The sequence below is a fragment of the Streptomyces bicolor genome, assembly GCF_000719285.1.
Lineage (GTDB): Bacteria > Actinomycetota > Actinomycetes > Streptomycetales > Streptomycetaceae > Streptomyces > Streptomyces bicolor.
Genome location: NZ_JOFS01000037.1, coordinates 16082 through 28673 on the forward strand (window position 1 = coordinate 16082; position 12592 = coordinate 28673).

A 12592-nucleotide genomic window follows, 5' to 3' on the forward strand; every position below is an offset into this window, starting at 1 on the left:
TCCGGACCGGGCCCGTCCCCCGCAACCCCCGTGTGCGGTGGCTACTCGGGCGGCCTACTCGGTCGCGATCGCGTTCAGTACGTTCATCCGGCCCGCCCGGAACGCCGGGATCAGCGCCGCGAACAGCCCCACGAACGCCGAGCCGATGAAGACCCCGATGATCGTCGGCCACGGGATGTCGAGGACGTTCAGACCCTCCAGCGCCAGGAGCCTCTGGGCCGTCGCACCCCAGCCCATGCCGAGCCCCAGGCCCAGCAGGGCGCCGAACAGGGCGATCACGACCGACTCCATGCGGATCATGCGGCGCAGCTGGCGGCGGGAGAGGCCGATGGCGCGCATCAGGCCGATCTCACGGGTGCGTTCCACCACCGACAGGGCCAGGGTGTTCACCACGCCCAGGACCGCCACGATGATCGCCAGGGCGAGCAGGCCGTAGACCATGTTCAGGAGCTGGCCCATCTGGTCCTTGAGCTCCTGCTTGTAGTCGGTCTGGTCGCGGACCTGGTACTGCGGGTAGCCGTCGAGCGCCTTCTTCAGGGCTGCGTACGCCGCCTCCTCCTGGCCCTCCTTCGCCTTGCCGAACATGATCTCGCTCTGCGGGATCCGGTCGGCGGGGAGGTACTTCCGCAGCGTCTCGATGCTGGTGTAGCGGGCGCCCTGGTCGAAGCTGGTGTCGTCGTCCGTGACGGCGGCGACCTTCAGCTTCGCCGTCTCGCCGCCCTTGAAGGCGACGGTGATGGTGTCTCCGACGTGCACGCCGTGCTCCTTGGCGTAGTCGGAGCCGACCGACATGGCGTCCTTGCCGTAGGCGGCGGAAAGGGTGCCTTCCGTGGTCGTACGGCGCAGGTCCTCGGCGTACGTCGGGTCGGCGGCCGTGAGGCCGGTGTCGTCGGTCTTGCCGTCCGGCGAGGTCAGCGTGGCGTCGATCTGCTTGTTGCGGGTGACGTGGGCGAGGCCCGGCGTCCGCTGCATCGCCTTCTCGGCCTGCGGCACGATCTCCTGCTGCTGGGCCATGACGATGAAATCCGCGCCCACCGACTTGTCGAGCTCGCTCGTCGCCGAGGCGACCAGCGAGGAGCCGACCACCGACAGGCAGGCCACCAGCGCGAGGCCGATCATCAGGGCGGCGCCCGTGGCACCGGTACGGCGCGGGTTGCGCAGGGCGTTGCGCTCAGCCATGCGGCCCACGGGTCCGAAGGCCCGCAGCAGCACCGCGCTGATCACCCGGACCACGCCGCCGGCGAGCAGCGGGCCGATGACCACGAAGCCGATCAGGGTCAGCACCACACCGCCGCCCAGCATCACCGCGCCGTCACTCGCCTTGTCGGCCGTGGCGGCCGCGAACAGCCCGTAGGTGCCGGCGCCCGTGAGCACCAGTCCGATCAGGCCGCGCACCCAGCCGGCCCTGCCGTCGGCCGGTGTGCCGGCGTCGCGCAGGGCGGCCATCGGGGAGACCTTGCCGGCGCGGCGGGCGGGCAGGTAGGCGGCCAGGACGGTGACGACGACGCCGAGCAGCAGGCCGACCACGGGGGTCGTCGCCTTCACCGTCAGGTCGTCGGTGGAGAGGTTCATGCCGGCCATCGACATGAGCTTCATCAGGCCGATCGCGATGCCGACGCCGGCGCCGACGCCGAGTACCGAGCCGACGAAGCCCAGCAGCAGCGCCTCCACGAGCACGGAGCGGTTGACCTGCCTGCGGGACGAACCGATCGCCCGCATCAGGCCGATCTCGCGGGTGCGCTGGGCTACCAGCATCGAGAAGGTGTTGATGATCAGGAAGATGCCGACCAGGAACGCGATCCCGGCGAAGCCGAGCATGGCGTACTTCATGACGTTCATGAACTCGCCGACGTCCTTGCGGTTCTCGTCGGCGGCCTCCTTGGCCGTCTGGATCTTGTACGTGCCGTCCAGTGCCTGCGCGATGTCCCGCTTGAGCTCGGCGTCGCTCACGCCGTCCGCCGCGGTGACGGAGACCTGCGTGTAGCGGTCGGTGGTGCCGAGCAGGGTGCGCTGGGCGGTCTCGGTGTCGAAGTAGACGACGGCCGCGCCCGGGTTGGTCACCTTCCAGGAGGCGATGCCGACGATCCGCGCGCGGATGTCCCCGGTGGCGGCGATGGTGCGCAGCTCGTCACCGAGCCCCAGGTCGTGCTTGTCGGCGGTGTCCGCGTCGACCATGACCTCGGTGGGCCCGCGCGGGGCGTGTCCGGAGGTGATCTCCATGGACTTAAGGTCGTTCTCGGTCCAGTTGCCGGCGATGGTCGGCGCGCCGGTGGACGAACCCATGTTCTCGTTCTCGGAGTTGACGACGGTCACGCTCATCGAGCCGACCGCGCCCTCCGCCTTCTTGACGCCGTCCACGGCCGCGACCTGCTCCACGGCCGAGGCGGGCAGCGAGCTCGGCCGGCCCGTGCCGCCGCCGTCGTCCTCGTCCTTGGCCTCCTTGGGGCTGACGGTGACGTCGGAGGAGGTGACGGCGAAGAGCTTGTCGAAGGTGGTGTTCATCGTGTCGGTGAACACCAGCGTCCCGCACACGAAGGCGACGGACAGGAGCACCGCCACGGCCGACAGGGCCATGCGCCCCTTGTGCGCGAAGAAGTTGCGCATGGAGGTCTTCAGGACGGTCATGACGTACGCCCCCGGGCGTCGAAGTCCTTCATGCGGTCCAGGACGGTGTCGGCGGTCGGCTTGTACATCTCGTCGACGATGCGCCCGTCGGCGAGGTACAGCACGCGGTCGGCGTACGAGGCGGCGACGGGGTCGTGCGTGACCATCACGATGGTCTGCCCGAGTTCGTCGACGGACCGCCGCAGGAAGCCGAGTACTTCGGCACCCGCGCGCGAGTCGAGGTTTCCGGTCGGCTCGTCACCGAAGATGATCTCCGGCCGGGCGGCCAGGGCGCGGGCGACGGCGACGCGCTGCTGCTGGCCGCCGGAGAGCTGGGTGGGCCGGTGCTTGAGTCGGTCGGAAAGTCCAACCGTGTCGACCACGCGCGCGAGCCACTGCTTGTCGGGCTTGCGCCCGGCGATGTCCATGGGCAGCGTGATGTTCTCGATGGCGTTGAGCGTCGGCAGCAGGTTGAACGCCTGGAAGATGAACCCGATCCGGTCCCGGCGCAGTTGGGTGAGCTTCTTGTCCTTCAGCCCGGTGATCTCGGTGTCGTCGAGGTAGATCTGGCCGCTGGTGACGGTGTCGAGCCCGGCGAGGCAGTGCATGAGGGTGGACTTGCCGGACCCCGAGGGGCCCATGATCGCGGTGAACTGCCCGCGCGCGATGTCCACGTCGACGTGGTCGAGAGCGACGACACGGGTCTCCCCCGACCCGTACGCCTTGACGACCTGCCGCGCCCGCGCGGCAACGGCCGTACGCCCTCCAGTGCCCCCGTGCCTGGGAATGGTTACAGCCGATGTCACGGTATGTCTCCTATGTCGGTCAGCAGGTGATCGAGTCGTTCAGTGGGTGAATCACGAGAACTGGCTACGACCGTCAGTCTCGTGGCGGGGATGGGTCCGGCGCGCTGGTGCCCGGCCCCGTTTTGTGCGGGGGAAAACCCCACCCCGGCGGGTTCGGCAAGCCACCCCCCAGCGGCGTAAAGCCAGGCTAAGGACGAGCCCTGTCCCGTCTCGTCCTCCGGCGGTACGAACCCTCCCCGAGACCTGGTACGGAGGTCCCCCTAGGGGCTGTCCTCCCCGCGGCGGAGCTCTTCTCGGGGTCGTCTCCCCCGTCCGACGCATCCAGGCTCCACCCTCCCGCGACGTCAGGGTCAAGTGGGAAGCTGTCGGCGGCCGATAGATGCAAGGGGAAACCAAACGGAGAGGAACCCCGGTGGGCAGTACGACACCCGCGATAGGCGACACCGCACAGCGCACCGGAACCGACAGACGCTCAGCCGTGGTCGCGGCCCTGATGCTCGCGATGGCGCTGGCGGCCCTCGACTCCACCATCGTCTCCACGGCCGTACCGCAGATCGTCGGCGACCTCGGCGGCTTCTCGGTCTTCTCCTGGCTCTTCTCCGGCTATCTGCTGGCCGTGACCGTGACCCTCCCGGTCTACGGCAAGCTCTCCGACACCTTCGGCCGCAAGCCGGTGCTGATCGCGGGCGCGGCGGTGTTCCTGCTGGGGTCCCTGCTGTGCGCGGTGGCCTGGAACATGGGGGCGCTGATCGCGTTCCGGATCGTGCAGGGGCTGGGCGGCGGGGCCCTTCAGGGCACGGTCCAGACGCTGGCCGCCGATCTGTACCCGCTGGAGCAACGCCCGAAGATCCAGTCGAAGTTGTCCACGGTGTGGGCGCTTTCTGCGGTGGCCGGACCGGGGTTGGGCGGGGTCCTGGCCGCGTACGCGGACTGGCGGTGGATCTTTCTCATCAACCTGCCGATAGGGGCGGTGGCGTTGTGGCTGATCGTGCGTCATCTCCACGAGCCGGAGCGTGAGACGACGGGCACGCGCGCGCGTGTCGACTGGGCGGGCGCGTTGGCGGTGTTCGCGTGCGGGGGCGTCCTGCTGACGGCGCTGGTGCAGGGCGGGGTGGCGTGGCCGTGGCTGTCGGCACCGTCGTTGGCCCTCTTCGGTACGGGACTCGCACTCGCGGCGGTCGTGGTGCTGGTGGAGCGGCGGGCGGCCGAGCCGATCATCCCCGGGTGGGTGTGGCGCCGCCGGACGATCGCGGCGGTGAACCTGGCGCTGGGCGCGCTGGGGCTGCTGATGGTGGCACCGACGGTCTTCCTGCCGACGTACGCCCAGGCGGTGCTCGGCCTGGCCCCGGTGGCGGCCGGATTCGTGCTGTCCGTATGGACGTTGAGCTGGCCGGTGTCGGCAGCGTTCAGTCAGCACGTCTATCGCAGGATCGGCTTCCGCAACACGGCGATGCTGGGCATCGGCACGGCGTCCCTGATCCTGCTCGCGTTCTTGTTCCTGCCCTACCCCGGGCAGGCCTGGCAGCCGACGCTGCTGATGCTGTTGCTGGGGGCGGCGCTGGGCCTGTTCCAACTGCCGCTGATCGTCGGCGTGCAGTCGACGGTGGGCTGGTCGGAGCGGGGTACGACGACGGCGTCGGTGCTGTTCTGCCGGCAGACGGGGCAGACGGTGGGCGCGGCCCTCTTCGGTGCCGTGGCGAACGGCGTACTGGCGTCGCGGCTCGGCGGGGCGAGCGACCTGGACTCGGTGACGCGGGCGCTGGATTCCGGCGGTACGGCCCCGGAGGCCACCAGGCGGGCCGTCGCCGATGCGGTGCACGCCGTGTACCTGGGGGCGTCGTGCGCGGCGGCACTGGCCTTCCTGGTGCTGTTGCTGCTGGCGCCGAGGCGGTTTCCGGTGCTCAAGGAAGTCCCCCAGGAACAGGAAGGCCTCACTCAGGGCTCAGTGTGATGCGGGCGGCGACCGGCAGATGGTCGCTGCCGGTGGCGGGCAGGGTACGGATGTGGCCGACCCTCGCCGAGCGGGCCATGACCTGGTCGATCCGCGCCAGCGGCAGCGCGGCGGGGAAACTGAAGGCGAAGCCCCGCTCCGCCACGTTCATCCGTGAGGTCAGCGGGTCCAGTCCGCGGTCGTCGACCGTGCCGTTGAGGTCGCCCAGCAGGATCACCCTGCTCAGCTTCTCGGCGGCGACGGCCTCGCCCAGCCGTACGGCGCTCTCGTCGCGCCGCCAGGACGCCAGACCGGTCGCCCCGACGCGGACCGAGGGCAGGTGCGCGACGTACGCCGCGATGGCGCCGTACGGCGTGTGAACCACCGTCCGCAGCCCCCGATTCCACTCCTCCACGATCCCCCGGGGCTTGATGTCCACCAGCCGGGCACCGCTGATCGGATACTTCGACCAGAGCCCGACAGTCCCCCGCACCGCGTGGTAAGGGAAGTCGGCGGCGAGGGCCTTCTCGTAGGCCTGCAGCGCCGACGGCACCAGTTCCTCCAGCGCGATGAGATCGGGCCCGGCGGCAGCCAGCGCCCGGGCCGTGCCCGCCGGGTCGGTGTTCTCGTCGCTGACGTTGTGCTGCACCACGACGAGGTCGTGCGCGCCGGGTTCGGCCGCCGGCAGGAGCAGCCCGCCGAAGAGATGCGTCCAGGTGGCCACCGGCAGCAGCAGGCACACCAGCGCGACACCGGAACGACGCAGCAGGGCCAGGCCGAGCAGCACCACGACCACCAGGCCGAGCCACGGCAGGAACGCTTCCAGCAGACTGCCCAGGCGGCCCACGGAGTTGGGCACCGCCCGGTGGAAGGCCAGCAGCCCGGCCGTCAGCACCGCGAGCGCGGCGATCAGCCGCCCCCGCACCCACGGTGGCGCCGCCGCCCTCACCGTCGACGTCATACCGCTGCCCGCTCGCTCCACCATGGTTTCCCGTCCGCCGGCCTCGCTTCCCAGGACGAGCAGCCGGATAAATCAGTTTCGGATGGACACATCCGTGTCCCTATCCTGCGGACCATGGTGACGTTGGAGCGGCTGCGGGCCGATCACGCGGATGCGCTGCTGGCCTTCGAGCGGGAGAACCGGGAGTACTTCGCCCGGTCGATCCCGGATCGCGGGGACGCCTACTTCGACCCTGCCGGGTTCGCCGCCAGACACGAGGCACTGCTGGCCGAACAGGACGCCGGGATCTGCCACTTCCATGTCGTGCTCGACGGCGACGGGCACCTCGTCGGGCGGGTCAACCTGATCGACGTCGAGGACGGCTCCGCCGAACTGGGCTACCGCATAGGCGAGCGGGCGGCGGGCAAGGGGGTCGCCACGACGGCGGTGGCGGAGATGTGCCGGAGGGCGAGTACGGCGTACGGGCTGACGTCCCTGGTCGCGGTCACCACCCTGGACAACCGCGCCTCCCGGGCCGTCCTGGAGAAGAACGCCTTCACCGCCGTCGGAGAGGTCACCATCGATGGCCGGCCGGGCATCCGCTATACGCGCTCGACCTGACCGCCGCCGCGTCGCCCCGAGCGCTGCGGTGGCTGCGTTGTCAGTACCGCCGTCTACGGTGCGGTCATGTCGTTTTCCCTGCCCGATGGACTGCCTCCCGGCCGGTTCCTGTCGCATGGTCCCGTACGTCTGTGGGTCTCTGGCGAATTCCCTGACGACGTCGAACAGCTGTGGCCTCGCCTGCTGAGCCAGCAAGGAACACCCGGTGTGGTTCCCCTCCTGTGCCGGCCCGACTCCATGGGAAGGCCTGTCAGCCTGGATCACATCGACGCCGTCCGCCTCGACGACGTACTGGCCACGGACTTCGCCGAGTACCGCCGCAGGAGGCTGCCGTTCTGGGCGGACCCGACGCCGGCTCCGGTGCCTGAAGGAATCGAGCCGTGGCCGCACGACCCCGGGCCGCCCTTCGAACAGTGGCCGGGCCTGGCACCGCAGGTGCCGATCACGTCCACGGACCCGACGCCCGGGGAGGCTGCGTCAAGTCTGCTGGCCGGGCTCATCGAGACGGGCCGGTTCGGGCTGGAGGAGTGTCACCTCGTTCTCGTCCCGGCCCACCGCGGCAGCGATGCCCTGGCGTTGACCGGCCGGCCTGCGGGAGCACCACTGCCTCTTCTGTGTGCACTCCTACGGAGCTGGGAGCATCGCTTCGGCGCCCAGGTCGTGGCGGTGTTCGGCGGCGAGCTGCACGTCTCGGTCACGAGGCCTCCCGTCGAAGCGGAGCACGCGGACCTGCTCGCCTTGGAGCACGTGCTTTCCACTGCGAACAACATCGTCGATGACCCACCCACGCCGTTCCCCGAGTACGCGACGGGCCTTGTGGGGCGGGCGGCCTGGTCGTTCTGGTGGGACTAGGCACGACGGCGGGGACACACAGCCGTTCCAAAAGTCCGAGTTAACCGGGGTAACGCCACAGCTCAGACACGGTTCGATGTAGTAAGCGCATACCGACCACTCAGTTTGGTGAAACCCTCGCACATGGCCGGTACCGCGCAGTAACGTGCAAGGCTCGCCTGCCCCCCACCTCCCTGCGGTCCACCGCACCGGACCCGAGCCACGCAAGGAGTACCGGGATGTCCTCCCCGTACCACCCGTACGACCCGCACGACAGGCACGACAGGCACGACACGTTCTCGCCGTACCCGCGGTACCCGGCCCCCTCGGCGACTACGTCCCCGTCGTATGCCACCTACCCGTGGCAAACCCCCACCCCGCCGGAACCAGCCACGCCCCCACGCCACCGAACCCCGGACCACCCGCCCCTCGGGCACCACAGCGACCTGCGGGTCCTGCGCACCGCCTACCGCTGGCAGCGGCGCGTGGCGACGCTCACCGCGCTCGGGTACTTCATCCTCTTCCTGATCCTGTCCGCCTTCGCGCCCGGGTTCATGACGAGCACGGTCAGCGAGGGGATGCCCGTCGGCCTGCTGCTCGCGCTGCTCCAACTGCCCGTCACCTGGCTGGCGATATGGCTGTACGAGCACACGGCGAGCCGTTACGTCGACCCGCTCGCGGACCGCATCCGCAAGGAGGCCGCGGTGGACGCCAAGCGGGAGGCCGGCAAGCGGGACGCGGGCGGTTGGGAGGCCGGGCGATGACGGACTTCAGCGGAGACGCGCAGGCGATGTCGCTGGTCGCGTTCTGTGCCGTGGCCACGATCACCCTGCTGTTGTGCGTGATGATGGGCCCGGACGGGGACGACCTCGACGAGTTCTACACGGGCTACAGCTCCCTGTCCCCCATGCGCAACGGACTGGCCATCGCGGGCGACTACATCAGCGCGGCGACCGTGCTGGGCACGACCGGCGTCGTCGCGCTGTGCGGCTACGACGGCATCGTGCTGGCGCTGAGCACGGCGCTGTCCCTGATGCTGCTGATGTTCCTGCTGGCCGAACCCCTGCGCAACGCGGGCCGGTTCACGATGGGTGACGCGCTGGCACGCCGGATGCCGGGGCGCGGGGTGCGGGTCGCGGCGTGCGCGGTGACGCTGGCCGCGCTGGTGCCGCTGATGCTGGTTCAGCTGGCCGGGACCGGGCAACTGCTGGCGTTCATCCTCGGGTTCTCGGGCGACTCCCTGAAGACGGGGTGCATCGTCGGGCTGGGTGTGCTGATGATCAGTTACGCGGCGATCGGCGGGATGAAGGGCACGGCCCTCATCCAGATCCTGAAGATGGTGATGCTGCTCGGGTCGGGGGCCGTCGTCGCCGTACTGGTGCTGCGCCGGTTCGACTGGGATCCGGGCGCGCTGTTCGACGCGGCGGCCCAGCAGAGCGGGGTGGGTTCGGCGTTCCTGGAGTCGGGGCTGCAGTTCGCGGGCGGTCCGCATCCTCGCCTCGACATGATCAGCTCACAGCTCGCGGTCGTCCTCGGCGGCGCGGTGCTGCCGCACATCACCATGCGTATGTACACGGCGAGCGGCGCGCGTCAGGTGCGGCGGTCCATGTCCTGGGCGGTGTCCAGCGTGGCCGTGTTCGTGCTGGTGATCACGGTGGTCGGCTTCGGCGCGACGGCGCTGATCGGGCGGGAGGCGATCGCCGGGGCGGATCCGCAGGGCAACACGGCGTATCTGCTGGGGTCGCGGGCCGCCTTCGGCGCGGACATCTCGACCGCGGAGAGCCTGCTGTTCACGGCGGTCACGACGGCCATCTTCCTGACCGTGCTCGCCTCGGTCGCCGGCATGATCCTCGCCTGCGCGAACTCCCTCGCCCATGACCTGTTCGCCACGCGGGTACGGGAGCTGTCCGGGCGCCGCGAGATGACGGTGGCGCGGCTGTCGGCGCTGGCGGTCGGCGTCCCGGCGATCGTGCTGGCGACCATGGTCCAGCACCGCAGCCTGCAGCCGCTGGTGACCCTGTCCTTCACCCTCGGCGCCTCCGCCATCGCCCCGGCCCTCGTCTTCAGCCTCTTCTGGCGCCGGTACACACGCACCGGCCTGCTGTGGACCCTGATCGGCGGTTCGGCGGTGGTGCTGATCCTGATGCCGGGGACCAACCTGGTGTCCGGCTCGCCGGTCTCCGCCTTCCCCGACGCCGACTTCAACTGGTTCCCCTTCACCACACCCGGGCTCGTGTCGATTCCGGCCGGGTTCCTCTTCGGATGGCTGGGGACGGTCGTGTCGGGGCGCGGGAAGGTGGAGGAGCAGCGGCGGCAGTACGAGGCCGTGGAGGGGTGGATTCTGGCGGGGGCGGTGCGCAGGGGGAGTTGAGCGGGGGACCGGGTGACTGCCACGGGGTGGACCGTCGCCCGGCCTTCGGGTCACTCGCCGTGGGCGGACCGCGTCCCGGCGCCCAGGACTTCGGATGTCACTCGCCGGAGGCGGACTGCATCTCGGCGTCCGGGTCCTCGCCTGTCTCCGACCGCGGTTGATTACCGCGGGCGCGCAGCAGGTCCGCCCGGGCGTAGGTGAGATGGGCCACCGCCTTGATGATCGCGGCCGCGCCCGCGGTGACGCCCGAGGTGAGGCCCGCGATCGCCACGATGACCTGCGCGGTCTCGGAGGCGTCGAAACCAAGGGGGTGGGGCTCGTCCAGCAGGGGCCGGGCGGCGAGGAAGGCGATGGCGTATCCGAGCAGGGCCACCGCGGCGAGGAGGGCCATCTCGCGCAGGGGCCTTGCGGGGTCCGCGCGCTGTACGGAAGTGCTGGGGACGTGGTGGCGTCCTCGGCCTCTCAGCACCGCACCCGCCACCGCACCCATGGCGGCCGCCACCACGGCGGCGACGGCCACCTGCGCCGCGGACACGCCCCCGCCGTCGGACACGGAGTCCCGGGTGAGGACCAGCCCGGCGAGAGCCAGGATGCAGCACATCAGCACGAAGGTGATCAGCCGGGCGGCACCGCTGAACAGCGGCGGCCTGTCGTCCGGCGTCGCACCGCGGTTGGGGTGCACCTCGCCGTCCCGGATGCCGCCCCGCAGCCGTAGCGGACTGCCCACCTCGCCGCCCGACAGCAGCACCAGCACCTTGAAGTGATCGCCACGGTCGAGCGGCACGCGCGGCAGGCGCAGCCGGTTGCCATGGTGGCCGAAGCCCTGATTCGGGGTGAAGTGGTCCATCAGATGGACGAGGCCGGGCGGCCGGGTGACCGAGACACCCCGGACGGTGCGGTCGGTGAACACGACGGTGAGGCCGTGCTGTTCGTAGCCCGTGTAGTCGTCAGGTCCGATGCTCTGCGTGCCGTCGTTCTCGACGCGCAGCAGCACGAGGGTCGCGTCGCCGGTGTGCGGTATCTCGTCGAACAGGCCCAGCCGGGCCCCGGCCCCGCTCCGCCGTACGTCGCCCAGCGGGCTGTCCAGCTGCACCCGGTAACCGATCCGCTTGCGACGCGGCACCCGGCGTTCGTACCAGGCCGTGGCGACCGAGGCGACGACACCCACGACGACCGCCACAACAGCCACGACATCCTGCGCGCTCAGCCAGTCCACGGTGCCTCAACTCACGTACGGTGCCGGGCGGTTCCCGTCCCCTCCTTGCCCGAACGTACCGGCCCGCAACCCGCGTCGCTCACTCACCGCTCACTCCAGCGCCGCCTGCCGGGTCAGCGTGATCAGGCTGTTGCGCATCTGGTCCATGTTCTTGCGCACCTCGTCCCACATCTTCCCGTGCTCGAGCAGCACCCGCTCCGTCTCCTCGGCGATGTCGTCCGCGCGCCGCTGGGCCTGCGCGAGCACCGCCGTCGCGTGCGCCCGCGCCTCCTCCTGCAACCGCTTCGCCGAGGCCTCGGCGTCCGCCAGCACCAGCTCCGCCTCGGCCACCGAGGCCTCGGCCCGCGCCTCCCGCTCCACCTCCGACGCCCTCAGCGCGGCCGCCCGCTCCTCGGCCTCCCGCTCCACCTCGGCCAACCGCTCGGCCTGCTCCTCGGCCTGCCCGGCGAGCAACCCGTTGGTGCGCAGCCGCACCTCGCGCAACGGTCCGAGCACCTCTCCGCGCCCCTCCTTCAACGCGCGCTTGGCGGCGAGACGGATCTCGCCGGCCTCGGCGCGGGCCGCCAGCAACCGCTGACGGACGTATTCGTCGGCCTCGGCGCTCACGGCATCGGCGTGCGCCTGCGCCGCATCCCGCACGCCGTCCGCGTACGTCTGCGCCTCCTCCACCATGCTCCGCGCCTCCTGCCGCGCCCTCTCCCGCACGGCCGCGGCCTCCTCCTCCACCAGCTCGAAGAGGCGCCGCGCGCCCTCCCCGAGCGTCTCGTAGGTCTGCGGGGCGAGTTGCGCCACCGTCTCCCGCAGCCGCTCCGCCTCCTCCTCCATCTCCCTGGCGAGGACGGTGAGCCGGGCGGCCCGTTCCCAGGCGGCGTCCCGGTTCTGGAAAAGGGCGTCGACGTAGGCGTCGACCTGGTCGGGACGGTAGCCACGCCCCCGTACGACCACGAAAGCGTGGTGCGAACCCGGTGCGCTGCTCATCCTGGAACCCCTCTCCGCCGGGGATACGAAAATGATGATTTAGCGCACATCTTGATGTATAGGGCGGAAGCGTTCATAACGCGACACTCCGCGCGCGGGGCACGGGCAGGGGCGCTGAGGCCCGCAGGAAAAGCGCGTACGGGCGCATACGAAAGGGCCGGCTCCCGGTCGCACAACCGGGAGCCGGCCCTTTCACACCTGCACGCCGCCCTCAGCGGCAGCCGGGTGATGTCACGTCACATGGAAGTGCCGAGTGAGGTCACCTCGCGGCGGGCAGCCGGGTGACGTCACCCCG

Annotated in this window: 10 protein-coding genes; 5 read left to right on the top strand and 5 right to left on the bottom strand. The window is 70.6% G+C overall.

Going from position 1 to position 12592, the window contains the following annotated elements:
- Nucleotides 1–54: 54 nt before the first annotated feature.
- Together IF78_RS0135855 and IF78_RS0135860 are read right to left on the bottom strand one after the other, a co-directional pair.
- Nucleotides 55–2625: an ABC transporter permease gene (locus IF78_RS0135855; RefSeq protein ID WP_031481421.1), complete on the bottom strand. Its 2571-nt coding sequence runs from the start codon at nucleotides 2623–2625 to the stop codon at nucleotides 55–57.
- A complete protein-coding gene (locus IF78_RS0135860) occupies nucleotides 2622–3410 on the bottom strand; it encodes an ABC transporter ATP-binding protein (protein ID WP_031481423.1) in 789 nt (262 codons plus the stop codon). The genes IF78_RS0135855 and IF78_RS0135860 overlap by 4 nt, the downstream gene beginning before the upstream one ends.
- A 412-nt stretch (nucleotides 3411–3822) precedes the next feature.
- On the opposite strand from IF78_RS0135860, the gene IF78_RS0135865 reads away from it, so the two are divergent.
- On the top strand, nucleotides 3823–5361 hold the full coding sequence (locus IF78_RS0135865; protein WP_037642027.1) for an MFS transporter: 1539 nt from the start codon (nucleotides 3823–3825) through the stop codon (nucleotides 5359–5361).
- On the opposite strand, the gene IF78_RS0135870 is transcribed toward IF78_RS0135865, so the two are convergent.
- Nucleotides 5342–6301: an endonuclease/exonuclease/phosphatase family protein gene (locus IF78_RS0135870; protein ID WP_425314638.1), complete on the bottom strand. Its 960-nt coding sequence runs from the start codon at nucleotides 6299–6301 to the stop codon at nucleotides 5342–5344. The genes IF78_RS0135865 and IF78_RS0135870 overlap by 20 nt on opposite strands.
- Before the next feature lie 114 nt (nucleotides 6302–6415).
- Between IF78_RS0135870 and IF78_RS0135875 the strand changes: the two genes are divergently transcribed.
- The 4 genes from IF78_RS0135875 (at nucleotide 6416) to IF78_RS0135890 (ending at nucleotide 10103) form a co-directional block, all read left to right on the top strand.
- A complete protein-coding gene (locus IF78_RS0135875) occupies nucleotides 6416–6901 on the top strand; it encodes a GNAT family N-acetyltransferase (RefSeq protein ID WP_031481429.1) in 486 nt (161 codons plus the stop codon).
- A 207-nt stretch (nucleotides 6902–7108) separates the two neighbouring features.
- On the top strand, nucleotides 7109–7753 hold the full coding sequence (locus IF78_RS44205) for a DUF4253 domain-containing protein (protein WP_234439810.1): 645 nt from the start codon (nucleotides 7109–7111) through the stop codon (nucleotides 7751–7753).
- Between the two features lie 218 nt (nucleotides 7754–7971).
- The gene (locus IF78_RS0135885) at nucleotides 7972–8496 is read left to right on the top strand and encodes a DUF485 domain-containing protein (protein ID WP_031481433.1); all 525 of its coding nucleotides are present in this window, start codon (nucleotides 7972–7974) and stop codon (nucleotides 8494–8496) included.
- On the top strand, nucleotides 8493–10103 hold the full coding sequence (locus IF78_RS0135890) for a sodium/solute symporter (RefSeq protein WP_031481435.1): 1611 nt from the start codon (nucleotides 8493–8495) through the stop codon (nucleotides 10101–10103). Before IF78_RS0135885 ends, IF78_RS0135890 begins: the two co-directional genes overlap by 4 nt.
- A gap of 97 nt (nucleotides 10104–10200) precedes the next feature.
- Here IF78_RS0135890 and IF78_RS50995 read toward each other — a convergent pair whose 3' ends face one another.
- Together IF78_RS50995 and IF78_RS0135900 are read right to left on the bottom strand one after the other, a co-directional pair.
- Nucleotides 10201–11319 (bottom strand): hypothetical protein, encoded by a 1119-nt coding sequence (locus IF78_RS50995; RefSeq protein WP_051828446.1) that lies wholly within the window; start codon nucleotides 11317–11319, stop codon nucleotides 10201–10203.
- 90 nt (nucleotides 11320–11409) lie between these two features.
- The gene (locus tag IF78_RS0135900; RefSeq protein ID WP_031481438.1) at nucleotides 11410–12297 is read right to left on the bottom strand and encodes a cellulose-binding protein; all 888 of its coding nucleotides are present in this window, start codon (nucleotides 12295–12297) and stop codon (nucleotides 11410–11412) included.
- Nucleotides 12298–12592: the final 295 nt, after the last annotated feature.